Origin of the sequence: Nitrosomonas sp. (assembly GCF_019752415.1) — a bacterium.
Lineage (GTDB): Bacteria > Pseudomonadota > Gammaproteobacteria > Burkholderiales > Nitrosomonadaceae > Nitrosomonas.
Genome location: NZ_JAIEME010000034.1, coordinates 39765 through 59781, shown reverse-complemented (window position 1 = coordinate 59781; position 20017 = coordinate 39765). Strand labels below are relative to the sequence as shown.

Below are 20017 nucleotides of genomic sequence, written 5' to 3'. Positions count from 1 at the left end.
GAACGCTCAGGTAAATTGGTTGCCGAACTGGAGCATGTGAGTAAAAGTTACGGCGATAAAATTATTATCAATGATTTTTCCTGTCGCATTATGCGGGGGGATCGTGTAGGACTATTAGGGCCCAATGGCGCTGGAAAATCTACCTTATTAAAATTAATTCTCGGTGAGTTACAACCGGATGCCGGTGAAATTCAACAGGGTACCAAGCTAGCGGTCGCTTATTTTGACCAGATGCGTGAACAGTTGGATGAAGAAATGATTCTGACAGATACCATCAGCCAGGGCTCCGAGTTTGTGGAGATTAACGGGAAACGCAAACATGTCATCAGCTATTTGGAAGATTTCCTGTTCGCGCCACAGCGCGCTCGTTCTCCGGTCAAATCACTTTCGGGTGGCGAGCGTAATCGGTTGTTGCTGGCTCGTTTATTTACACGCCCTGCCAATGTTTTAGTATTAGATGAACCCACAAATGATCTGGATATTGAAACGCTTGAACTGCTGGAAGCCTTGCTGCAGGACTATACCGGCACGTTATTTCTGGTCAGTCACGATCGTGAGTTTCTAGATAATGTCGTCACACAAGTAATTGCATTTGAAGGAAATGGAAAATTGTGTGAATATATTGGTGGCTATGAAGATTGGATACGTGCAAAAAATTTTGAAGATAATATCGGTCAGCAGAAAATATTATCGAAGCAGTCAGAGACTACACCAACCAGTATTCCTAAATCATCCGGGTTTTCACGCGCTAAAAAACTTAGTTATCAGGAAATGCGTGAGCTTGAAGCATTACCTGGTAAAATTGATAGCTTGGAACAAGAACAAGCAAATATTACTTTGCGTTTGAATGAACCAATTATTTATCGTGATAATCCGGACGAAGCAACAGCACTGCAAGCACGCTTTGCTACGATTGAAAAAGAACTGGCAGACTGCCTTGCTAAATGGGAAGAATTAGAATCAAAATCTGCCGCAAAAACGTAGTACTTATGACAGCATTTCCTTATAAACAACATGGACATGCTTACACTATTCATTGACCAAATCGAACGCATCGTTTAAAGTTCAACTTTTGAGAGAGGGAGGCTTATATGAAACAAAAATCAGTTATGAATTTATTACTTGCCTTGAGTATGCTTTTAGCATTTTCTGGGGTAGCGCAATCGGCTGGAGATGCTGTAGCAGCAAAGGAAAAGCTTTCAATGTGTGAAGGCTGTCACGGGATTCCGGGCTATAAGACAGCTTTCCCTACTGCTTATCATGTTCCAAAACTGGGCGGACAGCACGCAGACTATATCGTTAAAGCACTGGAAGGATACAAAAATGGTACACGTAGCCATCCTACTATGACAGCTTTGGTTAACACACTATCTCAACAAGATATAGAAGATTTTGCTGCATATTACTCTAAAAATTAATTAAGTCATTAACGCAAGGAATCAATTATGAAGAACTATGTAATTGCCGCAATAAGCGGTGCGGCCTTGATACTCTCCAGTCAAGTAGTGGCTGCTGATATTGAAGCAGGTAAAAGTAAAGCAGCAGAAGTTTGTGCTTCATGCCATGGTGCAGATGGAAATAGCCCTGTTCCAAATTTCCCCAAGATTGGTGGACAGTATAGAACCTATTTGGCAAAAGCATTGCAAGATTACAAATCCGGCAGCCGGAAAGATCCAATTATGGCTGGAATGGCAGCAAGTTTGAGTGCAGCGGATATTGAGAATCTGGCTTTTTATTATTCAAGCCAAACCGGCAGCCTGAATTCAAACAAATAAAAAGATTAATTTATTTGTACCAAAATTAAGAGCGGGATAGACACTGACTGAAAGTCGGTTTTATCCCGCTCTTATTAGTTTTTTGAACTTAATTGTTTGTCAATACAATCAAAGTAGATGGTAGCGTCGGGCGCAGTTTGATTGCGTTGCGCTTGCCACATCATTTCTGCTAAACATTCCATTACTTGGTGTGCGGCGACGTGCTCACTTCCCGTAATATTCTGTAAGTGTGAAAATCGCTCGCAAATCCCAATCGGCTGATTAATAGACAATTGTTCTTTAATCGCTACGTGCATGATCATATGCAGGAATGGATTGGTATCGCCCATCTCGGGTGAATAATCCTTATCCAGATACCGGTCCGCATCATCCAGGATGTTTTGGTATTCCGGATGTAGCAATATTACTTCCAATACAATCGTTTCAATACCGGATAATATTTCGCGCTGACGGTATTTGCGCCATGTATCAAAAAATAATTGGCGTGCCTGCTCTCTGGATGGTTTAAACATAGCGTGATTTGGGGTTAAATTTTCTTGTCTTTAAATTCGCATAAATGATTAATTGTGCATACGGTACATTCCGGCTTTCTGGCTTTACAAACGTACCGGCCGTGCAGAATCAGCCAATGGTGTGCATCCAGACGGAATTCTTTGGGCACTGCTTTAAGTAGTTTTAATTCTACCTCCAGCACATTTTTTCCGGGCGCAATAGCCGTGCGATTAGCAACCCGGAAAATATGAGTATCCACGGCGATAGTCGGCTCACCAAAAGCGGTATTCAAAATTACATTTGCAGTTTTACGCCCGACACCGGGTAATTTCTCCAGTTGCTCGCGCGTGCGAGGTACTTCGCTACGATGTTGCTGCATGAGTAACTGGCAGGTTGCCAGAATATTTTTTGCCTTAGTTTTATATAATCCAATACTTTTAATAAATTCGGTCAAACCTGTTTCGCCCAACGCAAGAATTTTTTCCGGTGTGTTGGCCCTGGGGAACAATTTCCGAGTTGCCAGATTGACGCTTTTGTCGGTGGCCTGCGCCGAAAGAATGACAGCAATCAGCAGCTCAAACGGTGAGCAGTACTCCAGTTCGGTAGTCGGATGCGGGTTTGCTGATTTCAGGCAAGCAAAAATTTCATGACGTTTAGCTGAGTTCATGTGATTTTATTGGCCAGATTATTTTGGACAGCCTCGGATCGTGCGGCTATTGCCCGCTTTATTGCAGCTTGAACAATTGCCTGTTTGCGCGCTTCCGCGGCTGCACTGATTATTTCCGGCTGCACGGTATTTTTGTGTTGGAGTGGTTTTTTCTTCGCTTGTTTTTCTCGCGCTAGTCTTTGCAACCTGAATTGATACCGTGAGCGTGCAGCATCCGCAGCCTGTTTTCTAACTGCATCGGCGGACAAACTGAATGCATCATTCCTTTTCTCGGTTACCGGAATCAGACTAATACAATCCATCGGGCAGGGCGCGATACATAATTCACACCCGGTACATTCTGCGGCGATCACTGTGTGCATTTGTTTGGCGGCACCGGCGATAGCATCGACAGGACAGGATTGGATGCAAAACGTACAACCGATACAAATACGCTCATCAATCCAGGCGACTACATTGGGTTTGGGAAAACCATAAGAGGTGTTCAGCGGCTTGGGGGGTACGCCCAATAATTCCGCCAATTTGTGAATCCCTTCCTGATCTCCGGGCGGACATTGATTGATATCGGCGCGGCCTGCCACGATGGCTTCTGCATAGGGTTTGCATCCTGGGAAGCCACATTTTCCACATTGAGTTTGCGGCAAAATGGCATCAATTTTTTCTATGAGTTGCTGATTCATTCTTACGCTAATGAATCACTCTGTTTAGCTTTATCAGCGCAAACAGCCCGTGCAATTTCTTTGACCAAATCAGGGCCCTGATAAATCAGACCGGTATACAATTGTATCAAGCTTGCGCCGGCTTCCAGCTTATCCTGTGCATCGTCTGCCGACATAATCCCGCCGACACCGATAATCGGTATGCTGCCTTGCAGCAGGTGATGCAGTTGATGAACAATCGCGGTGGCACGTTGCGTCAGCGGAGCACCGCTCAAACCGCCGCTTTCCTGTGCCACCGGCAAGTGCTCAATACTAGTCCGTGATATCGTCGTATTGGTTGCAATCACACCATCTATTTGATGCTTCATCAGTAGCGCAGCAATTGATTCAATTTCTGTCACCTCAAGATCAGGAGCAATTTTTACCACCATCGGCGCGTATTTGCCATGACTTTGTGCGAGTTTCATTTGCTCGTATTTTAGTTCGCTTAACAAATGATCCAGTGCATTGGCAGCTTGTAATTGCCGCAAATTCTGTGTGTTCGGCGATGAAATATTGACGGTGACATAACTGGCATAGCGATATACTTTTTGTAGACCAATCCGGTAATCATTCACTGCCTGCTCAAGCGGGGTATCGAAATTCTTGCCGATGTTAATTCCCAATATACCTTTATAATCAGAATTTTGTATGTTTTCTATTAATTGATCGACGCCATGATTATTAAAACCCAACCGATTGATCACAGCATTTGCTTCGGGAACCCGGAAAATTCTTGGGGGCGGATTACCTGGTTGAGGCCGTGGCGTCACTGTGCCGATTTCAAGAAAGCCAAATCCCAACGCAGCAAGCGCATCCAAATGTTCGCCATTCTTATCCAACCCCGCAGCAAGTCCGACTGGATTGGGAAAATCCAATCCCATGACGTTACGCGGCTGACAGGCAATAGCTGTGTTTTTTAGTAATCCAAGCTTTCTGGCTTGTTCGATAGCACTGAAAGTAATGCGATGAGCGGATTCAGGGTCCAGTTTAAAAAGTAGCGGGCGAAGGAATGTGTAGAGCATAGGGGATTTTATCCTGAACGATTGCAACTTGAGAAATTTTCACGAGAAACTGCTGTTGTCCAGCAATTGCCACTGACCGTTCGTCAAGACTTCCAGCGGTTGGAAATTGGCTTTATAGCACATCTTTCGATTTCCTTTGATCCAATAACCCAGATACAGATAAGTCAAGCCAAGTTTCCGGCATTGTTCGATCTGCCATAAGATGTTATAGGTGCCAAAACTTGCATTGGCGACATCCGCATCGAAGAAAGTATAAACCGATGAAAGCCCATCCGGCAGGACATCGACAATACTGACCATGCGCAGCTGGTCTCCTTCATGGAACTCAATCAGCCTGGAATTTACATGGCTTTGTAATAAAAAACTGTGGTATTGCTCGCGGCAATCATGATCCATACCGCCACCCGCATGGCGTTTTATCTGGTACTGTTGATAAAGCGCATAATGCACCGGTTTGTAATGCAATGGGAGCTGAATGGCTGTCAAATGCTGATGCTGTTTCCAAGTGCGGCGCTGTGTGCGATTGGGCGTAAAGCTATTCACGTTAACACGTACAGAGAGACACGCACGACAATGCCCACAACTGGGACGATAGGTGTAAAGGCCGCTGCGGCGGAAACCAGCCTGTATCAAATTTCCATAAGTCTGATTATCAATGAGATACTCTGGCGCGGCTACTTCAGAACATGCCAGTTCACCGGGTAAATAACTACAAGGATAGGTACTGGTGGTGTGAAATTTAATCACGGTATGCCCATTATTCAATTTGAACACGATCAAAGTGCCATTTGCTGCCGGGATTGGATCCGTTGATCAAGGTATCCAGCTTTTGACCGAATTCCACTCTTGAAATTTCCCGTGCACCCAAAGATGCCAGATGGCCGGTTTTAACCTGACAATCAATCAAGCCGTACTCCCAGCATTGTAATTGCTTTACCAGATGGGCGAAGGCAATTTTTGAGGCATCCGGAACAAGCGAAAACATCGATTCACCAAAAAATACCTTACCTAATGATACGCCGTATAGCCCGCCGACCAGTACGCCGTCTATCCAGGTTTCTATAGAGTGTGCCAGCCCCTTCTCGTGCAGTACTGTATAAGCAGCAACCATTTGCGGGTGGATCCATGTCCCTGCTTGTCCTTTGCGCGGTGCAGCGCAGGCATGCATAACCTGAGTAAAACTACAATCGGTACGAATCTGATAGTGGTCTTTTTTAAGTGTCTTGCGTAAAGAACGAGAAATCTTTAATTCATTGGGAAACAACACCATTCGCGGATCCGGACTCCACCAAAGTATCGGATCATCTTCATTAAACCAGGGAAAAATGCCTCTGCTATAGGCCTCAAGCAGACGCTGTGGCGAAAGATCTCCGCCAACTGCTAATAATCCGTTGGGTTCGCTGAGCGCGTTCTCTACGGGTGGGAACGATGAACAGGTTCTACTGCCGGAAATCATAAATTTTCAAAGAATAGATATTGATTGATATTAACTTGATATAGATCAAGGTTGCTATTTTAACGTTTAATTACCATCGGTTTCCGATTACAAATCAATAACCAGAATAATTAAAATATAACAGGAGAGACGTAAGTGAAAAATCTTTTAAACAAAGTGCAGCTGGCTTCGCGCATCGCTGCAGGTTCGTTTTTTATGGTTGCTGTGATGGCGGCACCGCAAGCTTCAGCGCATGATGTCGCTGCTGAGCGTATCAAGCAATTAGAACAAAGCCTGCAGGCCATTCAAGTTGAATTGCAAAGAATGAAATCTGAATCCGCTCAAGCAGCACAGAAGGTTAAAAGTATAGAACAAACTACGAGTCAGACAGAACAGAAAATAAATAGTCTTGAAGAGAGAAAGGCTGCATTCGTAGAAAGGACAGACATTAAAACGGAACGCATCGGTTCGGATATAACAGAAAAAACCCGTATGCTGCATTTCCGTGGTGGTTTTGCACATATGATGAATCATCGCAACGGCGTATCCATACAAAGTCAAGTATCACCGGTTGGTGCGCAGGATCAACCTGATAAACAGGGTTGGTATGTGGGAGCAGGTATTGATTGGGGCCTGACCAGAGACATGTGGGGGCTTATGCCAAAAACAACCGTTTTTGCAGAACTGATGTTTGAGTATAAGCAATTCGGCGCGCATGTTCTGGGTAACGGTGCGGTAGGTAATGCGCCGAGTGTGCTAGCAGGCGGCGCAGTAAATCCGATTAATGTAACGGTTAGCCAATTTACGGTATCCGCATCACCTAAAATCAAATTTTTCGAAGGCTCAAAAATTAGACCTTGGGTTATTCCTGCAGGTTTGGCAGTTCACGTCATGAGCCCACCATCCGAGTCTATTACGGTTTTGGCGCCTGGCGTTCAATTTGGCGCGGGTGTTGATTACAACATCTGGAAGGACTTTTTTATCGGTATCGAGGGTCGCTATCACTTGACAGCCGGCAGGACAGATAACGTTAATTTGAGCGGCATGACTGCTGGCGGTTATGTGGGTATTGGGTTCTAAAAAATTTAAATACTGCATTCAAGAAATTGAGAGTGATGGTTTAACAGGTAGTTGAATAAACAGAAATCGAATTTTTTTAGTTTTTCATCGTTGCTTTTAGTTCCGTTCGCAGCCAGAAGAGTATGTATGCGTAACGAAGCCTTGGCACCTCGCTAATTGTTTAGTGAGGTGTTTTTTTTGGTTATGGCCGGGCTCTGTATGTTCCCATTCAGCAGTGCGTTGCGGTATCAATGGAAATGTTCCTGGTAGGATGCTACTCGAGTAACACCGCGAGACTTAACCGGAGATACTGAGGTAGTATCAGATCAAATAATTGTAAAGCCTGCTGCTGTGATAGTAGGTATTCTTGTTTATCCATCCGGGCTCAATTCCCCGCTCCTTGGAACGCAAGCTGGTTGAAAAACCAGCAGATTGAAGAGCGCAGGTAATACCCTGTTGCTTGCGGAGAGGTGCTTTTATTGGCGTCATCGTTTTTTTTGTAAGTGCCTGAACAAACGATCGATCCAAAAAATTGCAAGGGAGCAGACAGATTCCTTGATCGCTCCATATTATCTGAAAAACCATAAAATCAAGCGTGCAAGGTCGATTCATATTAGAATCGCGCTTCTTTCTGTTAAATTCTGAATCAAAAACATGCATCCAATGCTAACCATCGCGGTGAAAGCCGCGCGCCGTGCCGGTAGTATTATTAATCAGGCTTCACAGAATCTGGATTTGCTTAATGTGTCGAAAAAATCACACAGTGATTATGTCAGTGAAGTGGATGGTGCGGCTGAAGACGCTGTTATCAAGGTTTTGCTAGCGGCTTATCCCGATCACGCGATTTTGGCGGAAGAAAGCGGTCACCGGGGTGATGAAAAGAATTCAGAATATCAATGGATTATTGATCCACTCGATGGCACGACCAATTTCCTGCATGGCTTTCCCAAGTATTCGGTGTCCATCGCAGTCAAGCACAAAGGTGTGCTCAGTCATGCAGTGGTTTACGATCCAACCAATAATGAATTATTTACGGCTAGCCGGGGTGGCGGCGCCTTTCTGAATGATCGGAGGATTCGCGTCAGTAAACGCACCCGGCTTGAAGATTGCTTGATCGGTACGGGTATTCCGTTTCGTGATTTGACGCATCTGGATGCTTATATTGCCATGCTCAAGGATATTATTCCGCGCACTGCGGGGATTCGCAGGCCGGGTTCTGCTGCACTGGATCTGGCCTATGTGGCGAACGGACGTTATGATGGTTTTTGGGAAATTGGTTTGGCGCCATGGGATATGGCCGCCGGTTGTTTGCTGATTACCGAAGCGGGTGGGTTGGTCGGTGACCTGGAAGGCAATGAGACACAATTGGAAAGCGGACAAATTATTGCAGGCAATCCCAAAATATTCGGTCAATTGCTGCAGGTGATTGCGCCCCACCTCACGCCCGCGTTAATCGAAGTGCAGCAGTCGGCAAGATCTCAGTGACCGGATTCTTCCGGTTCTTCCAAAGGCAAGTCTTGATTCTTGTCGCTGGAATCAATCAAGGATTTCATTTCTTCCAGTGGTGGAAGTTCTTCTAGCGAGCGCAGATTTAGATCATCCAGAAAATGTTGTGTCGTGGCAAACAATCCCGGTTTTCCGGGGACGTTACGATGTCCGACAGCTTCAATCCAGCCGCGCGCAATGAGTGTTCTGAGCACCGAACTGGAAACACCCACGCCACGGATTTCTTCAATATCACCGCGTGTCACGGGCTGGCGATAGGCAATAATGGCGAGGGTTTCCAGAACCGCGCGTGGGTAACGCGGTACTTTTTGCGGGGTCAACCGATCCAGATACGGTTGCATGGCCGCTTTGGTCTGGAACCGCCAGCCGCTAGCTACCGTGACCAGTTCAACGCCGCTATCACTCCATTTTTCGCGTATTTCTTCCAGTAATTTGGAAAGCACGGCAGCGCTTATTTCATTATGGAATAGCTTTCTTAACTCACTAATGGGCAAAGGATCCTGTGCCGCCAGCAATGCTGCTTCCAGAATCTGCCTGGTTTTCGCGAGACTCAGCGAGTCCAATGGATCAGGCTGATGAAGCGGCATCAATGGCGCAGACATAAATCATTCCAGAATCTTTTACCTGAGAAATTTCCAGCAACAATTCCTTGGCCAGTTCCAGGATTGCCAGAAAAGTGACGACAACTTCGGCAACTGTCGCTGAAGGGCTGAACAAATCATAGAATTCAACTTGTTTGTGCCCGCGCAGATCGCGCAGAACCTGACTCATATAGGCTCGCACGGAAAGGGTTTCACGCTTAATCTGATGATGGCGATTGACTTTGGCGCGTGTCAGAATGGCGACCCAGGCATGGTGCAAATCATCCCTATGGATATTGGGTAATTGTGCGACGGTATTTTGTTCGATCCACACCTGTATGGTGCTAAAGTCACGCTCAACTTGCGGCAATTCATTGAGGCGTACTGCGGCTTTTTTCATTTGTTCGTATTCGAGCAAACGTCTTACCAGCTCGGCGCGCGGATCGTGCTCTTGTTCCGTTTCAGTCTTTGGATTGGGCAAAAGCATGCGTGATTTGATTTCAATCAGCAACGCGGTCATGAGCAGATATTCCGCTGCCAGTTCCAGTTGATCAACGCGCATCATTTCAACGTAGGCCATATATTGCAAAGTGAGCTCGGCCATCGGAATATCAAGAATTTCCAGATTATGTTTGCGGATCAGATATAACAGCAAGTCCAGCGGGCCTTGGAAAGTATCCAGGAAAATTTCGAGTGCGTCAGGCGGGATATACAAATCCTGCGGAATCTCCAGCAACGGTTCGCCGCAGATTTTAGCGAACGGCTGGGGTTCAACAGAATCAATAACGGAATTCACTGCTGCCCCTGTTGCTCATTGGCTGATCGAATCAATTGCCCGGCTGAGAGGTTTATCAGGAATAACTGAGTCCCATGGCTTCGCGGATGTCACGCATGGTTTCTTCCGCCAGCTTGTTGGCTTTCTCGCAGCCGTCGGCGATGATATTGCGCACCAGGGTGGGATCTTCTTCGTACTTCATAATGCGCTCATACATCGGCGCCTGTTCAGCCAGAATCTTGTCGATGATGGGTGATTTGCAATCCAGGCAGCCAATTTCCGCATTCTTGCAACCGCGCTGTACCCATTCGCGGGTATTGTCGTCGGAATAAACCAAATGGAATTGCCATACCGGGCACTTGGCAGGATCACCGGGATCGCTACGACGAACCCGTGCTGGATCCGTCGGCATGGTGCGGACTTTTTTCCGGATGCTTTCCGGGTCTTCACGCAGGCTGATGGTGTTGTTATAGGATTTGGACATTTTCTGACCATCCAGGCCGGGCATTCTGGAGGCGTCGGTGAGCAGCGTTTCGGGTTCGGTCAGAATCATTTTGCCGCCGCCTTCCAGATAACCAAATAAGCGTTCCCGGTCGCCCAGACTGAGATTCTGTTGCTCATTCAGTAATGATCTGGCCTCTTCCAACGCATGTTCATCGCCCTGCTCTTGATACAGATTACGTAGCTCGGCATACAATTTTGATTTCTTTGAGCCCAGCTTCTTGATGGCTAATTCGGCTTTTTCTTCAAATCCGAGCTCTTTGCCATAAATATGATTGAAGCGGCGTGAAATTTCGCGGGTAAATTCCAGATGCGGCGCTTGATCTTCCCCGACGGGAACCCGATTGGCGCGGTAAATCAGGATATCCGCGCTTTGCAGCAGCGGATAGCCAAGAAAACCATAGGTGCTGAGATCTTTCTCGGACAATTTTTCCTGCTGGTCTTTATAGGTAGGCACGCGTTCCAGCCAGCCGAGCGGTGTCATCATCGACAGCAATAAATACAGTTCGGCGTGCGCAGGGACTTTGGACTGAATGAACAAAATCGCCTGCGAAGGATCGACGCCCGCAGCCAGCCAATCAATCACCATATCCCAGACATTCTGTTCGATAATTTCCGGCGTATCGTAATGGGTGGTCAAAGCATGCCAATCCGCGACAAAAAACAGGCACTCATATTGCTGCTGCAACTTCACCCAATTTTTTAATACGCCATGATAATGTCCTAAATGCAGGCTGCCAGTGGGGCGCATGCCTGATAAAACGCGATCAGCAAACATTTTGATATCCTAAATGTAAAATGTTGTTAGATATATAACCCAAAAATTGATACGATAATTATTTTAGCCCAAGTAATAACAGGCCCGATCACAGCACCCAGAACACCGCTGAACAACAATCCCAATAATATGATAAAGCCGTAAGGTTCGATACGGGAGAACAGGTAAGCTAAGCGGTGTGGCAGCAAACTGATGGCCATGCGGCCACCGTCTAAAGGCGGTAATGGCAGCAGGTTGAGTACCATCAGGATGACGTTGATTTCGATCCCTGCGATTCCCATCAGCGCCAACGGTTTTGCGAAACTGCTTTCGGGCATGGTAATGGCCAGTTTAATCATCAAAGCCCAAAAAAACGCCATCAGCAGATTGGCACCGGGGCCGGCTGCGGCTACCCAGAGCATGTCGCGTTTCGGTTGGCGTAAGTTGGAAAAATTAACCGGCACCGGTTTGGCCCAGCCAAATAAGAATCCCGCACCGACCGTCATCTTGCTGAGAACGAATAACGTCAGCGGTACCAGAATCGTGCCGATGAGGTCAATATGCCGGATCGGGTTGAGGCTGATGCGCCCCTCGTTAAAGGCAGTAAAGTCGCCAAAATGTTTGGCAATATACCCATGCGCCGCTTCGTGCATGGTGATGGCAAAAATAACCGGTAAGGCATAAATGGCGATGCCTTGAATAATTTCATCCATGACTGAATCCAAAGGGTTCGAGACTGCCTTTACCTGGGCGGATCAATTCGGGTACATCGGTCGTCAAATCAATCACGGTGGTCATTTCTATTCCGCAGGAACCGGCATCCATGACCAGTTCAACCTGATGCTCCAGGCGTTCGCGGATTTCTTCCGCATCATTCAGCGGAAACTCATCTTCCGGTAATATCAAGGTAGAACTGAGTAATGGTTCGCCGAGTTCTTCCAGCAGCGCCAGAACAACCGGATGATCGGGAATGCGCAGGCCGATGGTGTTGCGTTTCGGGTGTTGCATGCGGCGCGGAACTTCCCGCGTTGCCTGTAAAATAAACGTGTAGCTGCCGGGTGTCGTGGCTTTGAGTAACCGGTACTGGCTGTTGTCGACTTTGGCGTAAGTTGAAATTTCCGCCAAATCCCGGCATACCAGCGTGAAATGATGACGCTCATCCATTTGCCGGATAGTGCGGATACGCGCCATCGCATTTTTATCGCCGAGATGGCAACCCAGGGCATAGCAGGAATCCGTGGGGTAAACGATGATTCCGCCACTGCGAACGATTGCGACGGCCTGTTTGATCAGGCGTAAATGCGGTGTGTCGGTGTGAATAGAAAAAAATTGGGCCACAGTAAGGACTGTATCTGGATTAAATGAGTGTTATCAGTTTATCAACAATTGTTATACAAGTTCGGTTGCTATTGTGTTTTTCCAGTGATGCCAGACGGGTGTGCATCCCTGCGGAAATTCGGCTAATTGTCCCAGATCGTGAAAGCTTTCTCCCGGACCATGAAAATCAGAGCCGCATGAGGCCATCAGATTCTTGTTTTGCGCATGTTGCGCAAAGTGACGAACCTGCTCGGGCGTGTGACTCGACGTGACCACCTCAATGGCCGATCCACCCAGCACACAAAATTCATCAAGTAAATCATTGAGTACATTTTTGCCTAGATCGTAGCGTCCCGGATGCGCAATGATTGCACACCCCCCGCTGCCGCAGATCCAGCTTACCGCATCACTGAGCGCCGCCCATTCGTGCGGAGTATATCCCGGCTTGCCTTTCACCAGATATTTTTTAAATACGGATTTTACGTCTTTGGCATAGCCTTGCTCAACCAGAAAACGGGCAAAGTGTGTGCGTCCGATCAAACGCCGTTCGCCCACATGGGCATAAGCGCCTTCCAGGCTGCCGTGGATACCGATTTTTTCGAGTTCCGCAGCGATATTTGCGGCACGTTGCGAACGGCCTGCGCGGATAGCGGTCAGACCTTCGATGAGTGGCGTATACTCTGGATCGATGTCCAGTCCGACAATGTGCAAGGTACGACCGCGCCAACTGACGGATATTTCCACGCCGTTTATAAATGTGATATTTTTCGCAGCGGCTGTCTGGCGCGCTTCTGCCAACCCTGCGATGTCGTCATGATCGGTCAAAGCCAGCGTTTCAACACCGCGTAGCGCGGCGCGTTCGACCAGTTGAACGGGTGTTAATAAACCATCAGAAATTGTGGAATGACAATGCAGATCAATATTGAGCATGAAGATACGTTGCGCAAAGCAGGACATGCATCATAGCAAATAACCCCGTTTAAGAGAAATAATTGAGCTGGATAATTAAAGAGATAGTTAGAACTATGAAGAAATGCATATTTCATAAGGAGCTCGAATGACCATACCGCCGACCGTTCGCGATCATATTTCGGCTGCGCCGCATCGCAGTCTGTTTCTGGCTGGCGCGCTGCAAGGCGTGCTGACACTGCTTTGGTGGGTGTTTGATCTGACCGGGCGCTATGCCATTGCGGGATCCGCCACGGTTTGGAGCATCGCCCCGACCTGGGCGCATGCTTTCCTGATGGTCTATGGGTTTTTCCCGTTCTTTATTTTTGGTTTTTTGTTTACCACGTATCCGAATTGGATGAACGGTGACAAAGTAAAGCCGAGTGAGTACATGGCCACCTGTTGCTTAATGGCGCTCGGTGTTGTGTTGTTTTATATCGGGCTATTGACGCACAAAGTGATCCTCATCATGGGCATCGAGCTTATGCTCGCCGGTTGGGGCGTTGCGGTTTATGTGTTATTCCGCATCCTGTTGGGCACCGCGCCTGCTCAGGACAAACGCCATGCGCGCGTAATCAGTGCCGCGCTACTCATGGGTTGGCTGGGTATGGCTGCATATTTGATCTGGCTAGTTACCGAAAGCCCGGCTGCACTGGATTTTGCGCGCCATGCGGGCATCTGGTTTTTTCTGTTGCCGATCGTGTTGACCGTTTCGCACCGCATGATTCCATTTTTCTCCAGCCGGGTATTGGATAACTACGTATTGGTCAGACCCTACTGGATGCTCTGGGTAATGCTGGCTTGTATTGGTGCGCATGGCTGCCTGCAATCGCTGGATATGCCAGCCTATCTATGGATTGTTGATTTTCCGCTGGCGGGTTGTGCATTCTATTTATCGTACCGCTGGGGATTCCTGCGCAGCTTCCGCGTGAGTTTGCTGGCAGTATTGCATGTTTCATTCGCTTGGCTGGGTGTAGCCATGACGCTGTACGCAGTGCAAAGCCTGGTGTATATGCTATCCGGCAGCATGCTGCTCGGCCTGGCACCCTTGCACGCACTGGCGATTGGCTATTTTGCCAGCATGATACTGGCGATGGCGTCACGCGTCACGCTCGGGCACTCAGGCCGCCCGCTGGAACTGGATCACATTACCTGGATTCTGTTCTTAAGTTTTCAGGCGGCCGCAGTACTGAGAATATTGGCGGATATCTTGCCGATGATCGCGCCGATGTTGTATGTGGCTGCAGGACTTGCTTGGCTGGGCTGCTTCGCGTTTTGGGCAGCTAAGTATGCGCCGATTTACTGGCGGCAAAGGGTCGATGGGAAGCCGGGATAAGCTATAGACTAACCTGTGGATCTAAAAAGTTTGATAGGATGCAATCTAACTCATCATATCATTTTAAAAAACAAGGATAAATTATGAATTTAGCAATGATAGAAGTATTTTTGACGCAATATTGCGTCATTTCGAACTCCTAATTCTAGTTAGGTCCCATAAGGCAACTATGTCACTGGCCTCTACTCTTCCCGAAGTCCAAGTTCACGAAGTTGACGAGCAAACCGTTCGCGCGTACGAGCACGAGGGTCCACACTACTCGGAGGCGTTCAATCTGTTCAAAGAGGCCGCTGCGTACGTTTGCATACTCGCCAGTACGTCAGTCGGCCCAAGCCCAGTTTGGGATGTAAGGCAGGCTGTGCTCGGCGGACATCTTGTTCGCATGTTCAAGCTCATGAGATTCGTCCTCGAAGAATCCATTGAGAAGCGAGCGGAGATGCTAGCCATCTTGGTTCGGTTGCTGGCGGAGTGCGTTATCAATCTGCGGTACTTAATCCGGAATGACAATCCTGACCTCATTGACTCCTTTGTGGCTTACTCCCTCCAGCACGAGCGCGATCTGGCGAAGAGAATCAGAGAAAACATTCGTGAGAATGGCGGAGAAGAATTGCCTATCGAACGCCGCATGCTGAAGTCGATAGAGAAGACATTCTTGAACTCTGGCATCCCTGAAAGCGAATTGCCGAAGAAAAAGGTACACAACTGGGGCGACAAGAATCTCTACGAAAAGGCAAAGGACGTCCTTCTTGGCGAAGCATACCTCGCTATCTTTGGGGGACCGTCTCGCAACGTCCACGGGGGTTGGCACGACTTGCTTCAGCATCATCTCGAGTGCGTGGCGCCCGAGCAGTTCAAGGCAAACCTCGAGTTTACTCGACCGCGGCCACAGCCCATATACGCGCTCACCGGATTGATCGCGGAGACTCTCTCTGGATACACGGAACTCCTCGGCCACCCCGAAGTAACGCCTTTGTTCGCTCGCCTCAGCGACCTCCACCGTCGCAATAGAATGGCTTCGAATCTTCACGAGGAATACCTTGTACGGCGCAGAGATGAAGGGCGCTAATAAGCGAAGCACATTGCGCCGATTTTGACTGCGCACGGTGATGATGTCTTTCGTCTTATCCGCCAAAATTTCTTGCAGGCACGCAATCTCTTTGGTTTTTAGATCGTTGGTTGTAATCATTTCAGCTTGCTCAGATTAAGAGATGTCAGTGATTCTACGCAGAAGTTGTGGCGATACGGTCCATTTATTACCATCTTCGGCCAGGATGGAGACAGTTTTTTTGTTGTAACGCGTAATGATTCCGAATACCGGAGGTTCATTGTCAGGCTCGAAACAAACTTTGTCACCAATTGAGAATGCAAGCATGCTTGTGTGAGTGCGCATTTGGCGGAGAAAGCGAAGTCGTTCAACGATTCGTCTGTTAAGATCAATGAGTTCTGATTCATTCAATTGATCAATATCAATTCTCATGGATATTCCCCTTTCTTATTCGCTGGTTAACGAGAGTAAGAAAGCATTGTATCGTTTCTGATATTGAATATGCAGCAGTAGATTTATGTGATGTGTAGAGATTTTGACCTAATGAACTGACTTGACTAAACTTAGTCCAGTTAATCCCTGTGATACAAAAATACTCATATGCTTACCATCAACATCCATAAAGCTAAAATCCATTTTTATCGATTTGCTGAGAGAGCTGCAGCCGGTGAGGAAATCATCATCGCTAAAGCTGAAAAGCCCATTGCTAATTAAGTCATTGCTACTCGATACGCCGGATTGATTGCTTTATTCCCTGTAAAGAAATCATCCTTTGACTGGGCACTTCCCAGCTTCGGCACATCTTGCCATACTGAAAATTAATTTTTTAGCATCAATAAACAATCCCGTAGCAAAACCACGGGGAATCATGTGCTTAAAAAATAAAATGCTGTTTTCACCTAAATGATTTCAATTTGAGCACCATGTCATGATTGATACGATTATCTTTGATGCGGAAGGCATTGTGATTGATACGGAAGCGGTCTGGGACAGGGGGCAGGAAATTTTTTTACAGCGCAGAGGCTTTGTCTATGACCGGGAACGGATCAAACCATTGCTCACCGGGCGCACGCTTGCTGAAGGCGTTGAGGTGATGAAGCAAGCGTATCAGTTTGCAGGGGATACCGAAACGTTAGCGCAAGAGCGTGCAGATATCATGCAGGATCTTTTTATTCATGAAACCAGCTTCATCCCCGGATTTCTTGAATTCTACGAATCCGTGCACAATCGCTACAAAACCTGTATCGCCACGTCGATGGACCAAGCTCTGCTGAAACGCGTCGATCAGCGCCTTAACCTGTCGGCGCTGTTTGAGAACAAAATCTACACGCTGGATAAAGTAGGCTATCGCTCAAAGCCCAATCCGGACATTTTCCTGTATGCAGCACAGCAACTCCAATCATTACCGGAAAACTGCGTCGTCATTGAAGATGCGCCGCATGGAATTGACGCCGCAAAAAGCGCCGGGATGTGGTGCATTGCGATCACTACAACCTATGATCCCGGGAAATTAGAAAAAGCGGATTTTGTCGTCAGCGCGTACACAGAAATTGATCTTGACGCTGTGAATAAGTACGCATTAATAAAATCAGCTAACTAGCTTTCGATCAACGCCAGCGCTGCGCCGGATCCTGGCGGTAAAACAGCGCTAACTGCTCATAAACAGAGGAAAAGTGCTGCTGCGTGATGAGTGGCAACTCAAAAAATACTTCACTCAACACCGCGAAAAATTCCGCCGGACTCTCCGCCGCGTATGGATCGATGATGGTTTCATGCCGCTTTTCCACCTGATGGCAGAATTTGGCATAAGCGCTGCTGAAAACTTCATGCCAGGTATACGCGCTCATGTTGGCGTGCAACTCCGGGCAACCATTGGCGCCTTCGTACAGCATGTCAATCTTGTGCGCGAATTCATGGATGACCACGTTATGCCCGGGATGGGTATCGGTATCTGCCGCATCTTGCCAAGAAAGAACCACCGGTCCGGCAGACCATGCTTCGCCCGATGCGACGCGATGCACATGGTGCACAACGCCAAATTCATCCGCATAATCGTAATCCAGAATAAATTCTCCGGGGTACACAATAATCTGACTCCAGTTCTGATAGTACTCCAGATCAAGATTCAAAATCAGAACACAAGCCTGCAGCGCAATCGTCACACGCATTTCATCGGTGATTTCCAATTCGTGCGCGCCGTAAATCTGCTTGTCATGCAGAAATAAAGTGACGCACTCGCGCAAGCGCAGCAATTCTTCAGGGCTAAGCCCCTTCAGGCAACGCAGATGAATCATCTTTTGCCAGATGGAATCGGATATACCTTCTTGCTGAAGAATGTGGTTCCGGTGCCAATTCTTTAGACTCCACGACATGACGGTAATCTCCTGGTTGAGTTATTTGCAGTCATACACCAACAGTTGGATTGCAGTAATCCTGACAAATCAGGTGGCAAGCATTATTATTCTAATTATTTTTTAATTTCAAGCCAATAATGCCAACGGGAGATAGGTGTGGTCCAAGAATTCGACATCTTTCTTTCCCACAACAGCAGCGATAAACCGGCTATCCGTGAAATTAAGCGATTGCTGGCGCACGGTAGGGTGACGCTGGTGCGGGCGGAATATGATCTGGATTGTTGGACTGACCATTTCACGAATGGTAATTTGATGGCTTTTGCATTGCCAAAGCTTAACTTCGGGTGCGTGTATTTGTAGCAGCGGGATTTTCAGCAAGCCGTCCGTTGGCTAGATCAAGCCGTAGTCGGCTTGCGCACAGCAGGATATCAGGACATGCTACCTCGCGGCCTGCTTGCTCGTGCCGCGTCGTATCGTGACACCCGCAATCCCAAACATGATTTCACCCGCGCCCGCCAAGACTTGCAAGAAGTGTACGACATCGCTGAACCGAGCGGCATGCGGCTGCATTTGACCGATTACCATCTGGAAATGGCGCGGCTGCTGATTGCGGAGCGAGGGAATCCCCCTCGATCCCCCTTTTTCAAAGGGGGCCAGGGGAGATTTCAGTGCAAGAGCATGTAGCGCAAGCGGCGAAACTGATCGAAGAAACCGGCTACAAACGGCGCTTGCCTGAACTGCAAGAATTGCAGCAAATAATCCGTGAGCAGCCATTCAGTTAACGTCTTTTCATCGCTATTCGGATTTATTCTGTACTTGGGCAGAGTAAACCTAAACTAGCCGGGCTGTTTTGTCGTGCGCAAGTAAGGCTTGATGGTTTTAAACCCTTGTGGAAAGAGTTTTTCTGCTTCTTCATTGGAGACACTGGGTACAATGATCACGTCTTCCCCTTTTTTCCAATTGACTGGTGTGGCCACTTTGTATTGCGCAGTCAACTGCATCGAATCAAGCACGCGCAGAATTTCATTAAAATTGCGGCCGGTGGTCATCGGGTAGGTCATCATTAATTTGATCTTTTTATCCGGCCCAATGATAAATACAGAACGAACGGTCGCATTGGTTGCGGCGGTACGCCCTTCCGAGGTGCCTGATTCATCCGCAGGCAGCATGTTATACAACTTGGCGACAGCGAGATCGGTATCACCGATGATCGGGAATTTAACCGCGTGACCTTGCGTTTCTTCGATGTCTTTCGCCCATTGCTCATGGTTATCAATGGGATCAATACTTAAGCCAATTACCTTGCAATTACGTTGTGCAAATTCTTTTTCCAGACCGGCCATATAGCCCAATTCGGTGGTGCATACCGGCGTAAAATCTTTGGGGTGAGAAAACAGGATAGCCCAACTATCACCGATCCATTGATGGAAATCGATTGTGCCCTGAGTGGTTTTTGCAGTGAAATTTGGCGTGATGTCGTTGATGCGTAATGACATGATTTTCTCCTTTATTAGAATTTCTGAATCAGCCAGAACAGGCTTTAAACATAATAATTTTACAATTACATCATGGAGATTATCACGACAATGATTAAAACGAAATCCAGTCTTCTTCAGGTATGGATAGAGAATCTGTTTAAAGACAGAGATCGCGTGCTAGATGACTTATTCTGATAATACTACCAATGCCTACGCTCCTTATAAATTGATGAAATAGCAGCGTATGTACTTTCAGCCTGAGAACGAA

Annotated in this window: 25 protein-coding genes; 8 read left to right on the top strand and 17 right to left on the bottom strand. The window is 47.4% G+C overall.

Translation table 11 applies throughout. The features are described 5' to 3' along the window. The 3 genes from K2P83_RS06560 to K2P83_RS06550 all read left to right on the top strand — a co-directional run. A partial coding sequence (locus K2P83_RS06560) for an ATP-binding cassette domain-containing protein (protein WP_292927493.1) occupies window positions 1-984 on the top strand: 984 nt, incomplete at its 5' end. A gap of 107 nt (window positions 985-1091) precedes the next feature. Next, a complete protein-coding gene (locus K2P83_RS06555; RefSeq protein WP_292927491.1) occupies window positions 1092-1418 on the top strand; it encodes a cytochrome c in 327 nt (108 codons plus the stop codon). A gap of 27 nt (window positions 1419-1445) precedes the next feature. Continuing rightward, window positions 1446-1775, top strand: coding sequence for a cytochrome c (locus K2P83_RS06550; RefSeq protein WP_292927489.1), 330 nt, complete (start codon window positions 1446-1448; stop codon window positions 1773-1775). A 74-nt stretch (window positions 1776-1849) separates the two neighbouring features. On the opposite strand, the gene K2P83_RS06545 is transcribed toward K2P83_RS06550, so the two are convergent. From K2P83_RS06545 to aat, 6 genes are read right to left on the bottom strand one after another with little or no spacing between them, the layout of a single operon-like run. Then, window positions 1850-2287 (bottom strand): DUF1841 family protein, encoded by a 438-nt coding sequence (locus K2P83_RS06545; protein WP_292927487.1) that lies wholly within the window; start codon window positions 2285-2287, stop codon window positions 1850-1852. A gap of 14 nt (window positions 2288-2301) precedes the next feature. Then, window positions 2302-2934 (bottom strand): endonuclease III, encoded by a 633-nt coding sequence (gene nth / locus K2P83_RS06540; protein ID WP_292927485.1) that lies wholly within the window; start codon window positions 2932-2934, stop codon window positions 2302-2304. After that, window positions 2931-3614 (bottom strand): electron transport complex subunit RsxB, encoded by a 684-nt coding sequence (rsxB, locus tag K2P83_RS06535; RefSeq protein WP_292927483.1) that lies wholly within the window; start codon window positions 3612-3614, stop codon window positions 2931-2933. The genes nth and rsxB overlap by 4 nt, the downstream gene beginning before the upstream one ends. Window positions 3615-3616: 2 nt before the next feature. Continuing rightward, window positions 3617-4657: a quinone-dependent dihydroorotate dehydrogenase gene (locus K2P83_RS06530; protein ID WP_292927481.1), complete on the bottom strand. Its 1041-nt coding sequence runs from the start codon at window positions 4655-4657 to the stop codon at window positions 3617-3619. A 39-nt stretch (window positions 4658-4696) separates the two neighbouring features. Beyond that, a complete protein-coding gene (locus K2P83_RS06525) occupies window positions 4697-5431 on the bottom strand; it encodes an arginyltransferase (RefSeq protein ID WP_292927479.1) in 735 nt (244 codons plus the stop codon). Beyond that, window positions 5415-6113 (bottom strand): leucyl/phenylalanyl-tRNA--protein transferase, encoded by a 699-nt coding sequence (gene aat / locus K2P83_RS06520; protein WP_292927477.1) that lies wholly within the window; start codon window positions 6111-6113, stop codon window positions 5415-5417. Before aat ends, K2P83_RS06525 begins: the two co-directional genes overlap by 17 nt. 135 nt (window positions 6114-6248) lie before the next feature. On the opposite strand from aat, the gene K2P83_RS06515 reads away from it, so the two are divergent. Both K2P83_RS06515 and K2P83_RS06510 read left to right on the top strand, forming a co-directional pair. Beyond that, window positions 6249-7172, top strand: a complete 924-nt coding sequence (locus K2P83_RS06515; RefSeq protein ID WP_292927475.1) for a porin family protein — start codon at window positions 6249-6251, stop codon at window positions 7170-7172. A 633-nt stretch (window positions 7173-7805) separates the two neighbouring features. After that, on the top strand, window positions 7806-8636 hold the full coding sequence (locus K2P83_RS06510; protein WP_292927473.1) for an inositol monophosphatase family protein: 831 nt from the start codon (window positions 7806-7808) through the stop codon (window positions 8634-8636). Here the strand turns inward: K2P83_RS06510 and scpB are convergent. The 6 genes from scpB to K2P83_RS06480 are packed head-to-tail and all read right to left on the bottom strand — an operon-like array spanning window position 8630 to window position 13518. Further along, entirely contained in the window at window positions 8630-9259 is a 630-nt protein-coding gene (gene scpB, locus K2P83_RS06505; protein ID WP_292927471.1) for an SMC-Scp complex subunit ScpB, read from the bottom strand. The two genes, K2P83_RS06510 and scpB, sit on opposite strands and share 7 nt — an antisense overlap. Next, complete coding sequence (locus K2P83_RS06500) at window positions 9225-10034, bottom strand: ScpA family protein (RefSeq protein WP_292927469.1); 810 nt, start codon at window positions 10032-10034, stop codon at window positions 9225-9227. Before K2P83_RS06500 ends, scpB begins: the two co-directional genes overlap by 35 nt. Window positions 10035-10089: 55 nt before the next feature. Further along, complete coding sequence (locus K2P83_RS06495; RefSeq protein WP_292927467.1) at window positions 10090-11292, bottom strand: tryptophan--tRNA ligase; 1203 nt, start codon at window positions 11290-11292, stop codon at window positions 10090-10092. A 26-nt stretch (window positions 11293-11318) separates the two neighbouring features. Beyond that, window positions 11319-11984, bottom strand: coding sequence for a site-2 protease family protein (locus K2P83_RS06490; RefSeq protein ID WP_292927465.1), 666 nt, complete (start codon window positions 11982-11984; stop codon window positions 11319-11321). Then, window positions 11977-12609 carry an L-threonylcarbamoyladenylate synthase gene (locus tag K2P83_RS06485; protein WP_292927463.1) on the bottom strand — a complete coding sequence of 211 codons (633 nt, stop codon included), beginning with the start codon at window positions 12607-12609 and terminating at the stop codon, window positions 11977-11979. Before K2P83_RS06485 ends, K2P83_RS06490 begins: the two co-directional genes overlap by 8 nt. Before the next feature lie 51 nt (window positions 12610-12660). Continuing rightward, a complete protein-coding gene (locus tag K2P83_RS06480) occupies window positions 12661-13518 on the bottom strand; it encodes a 3',5'-nucleoside bisphosphate phosphatase (RefSeq protein WP_292927461.1) in 858 nt (285 codons plus the stop codon). Window positions 13519-13645: 127 nt separating this feature from the next. Between K2P83_RS06480 and K2P83_RS06475 the strand changes: the two genes are divergently transcribed. Next, entirely contained in the window at window positions 13646-14872 is a 1227-nt protein-coding gene (locus tag K2P83_RS06475; RefSeq protein WP_292927459.1) for an NnrS family protein, read from the top strand. A 169-nt stretch (window positions 14873-15041) separates the two neighbouring features. Continuing rightward, window positions 15042-15938, top strand: coding sequence for a DUF5677 domain-containing protein (locus K2P83_RS06470; RefSeq protein WP_292927457.1), 897 nt, complete (start codon window positions 15042-15044; stop codon window positions 15936-15938). Window positions 15939-16073: 135 nt separating this feature from the next. Here the strand turns inward: K2P83_RS06470 and K2P83_RS06465 are convergent, their stop codons facing one another. Next, a complete protein-coding gene (locus K2P83_RS06465) occupies window positions 16074-16349 on the bottom strand; it encodes a hypothetical protein (protein ID WP_292927455.1) in 276 nt (91 codons plus the stop codon). A gap of 496 nt (window positions 16350-16845) precedes the next feature. Here K2P83_RS06465 and K2P83_RS06460 point away from each other — a divergent pair, with 496 nt between their 5' ends. Next, entirely contained in the window at window positions 16846-17517 is a 672-nt protein-coding gene (locus K2P83_RS06460) for an HAD family phosphatase (protein WP_292927453.1), read from the top strand. A gap of 7 nt (window positions 17518-17524) precedes the next feature. Here K2P83_RS06460 and K2P83_RS06455 read toward each other — a convergent pair whose 3' ends face one another. The 4 genes from K2P83_RS06455 to K2P83_RS06440 all read right to left on the bottom strand — a co-directional run bounded on the left by K2P83_RS06455 (window position 17525) and on the right by K2P83_RS06440 (window position 19767). Continuing rightward, the gene (locus K2P83_RS06455; protein ID WP_292927451.1) at window positions 17525-18289 is read right to left on the bottom strand and encodes a M90 family metallopeptidase; all 765 of its coding nucleotides are present in this window, start codon (window positions 18287-18289) and stop codon (window positions 17525-17527) included. A gap of 108 nt (window positions 18290-18397) precedes the next feature. Beyond that, window positions 18398-18565 (bottom strand): hypothetical protein, encoded by a 168-nt coding sequence (locus K2P83_RS06450; RefSeq protein ID WP_292927449.1) that lies wholly within the window; start codon window positions 18563-18565, stop codon window positions 18398-18400. A 144-nt stretch (window positions 18566-18709) separates the two neighbouring features. After that, window positions 18710-18856 (bottom strand): hypothetical protein, encoded by a 147-nt coding sequence (locus tag K2P83_RS06445; protein WP_292927447.1) that lies wholly within the window; start codon window positions 18854-18856, stop codon window positions 18710-18712. Between the two features lie 251 nt (window positions 18857-19107). Next, window positions 19108-19767: a peroxiredoxin gene (locus K2P83_RS06440; protein ID WP_292927445.1), complete on the bottom strand. Its 660-nt coding sequence runs from the start codon at window positions 19765-19767 to the stop codon at window positions 19108-19110. Window positions 19768-20017: the final 250 nt, after the last annotated feature.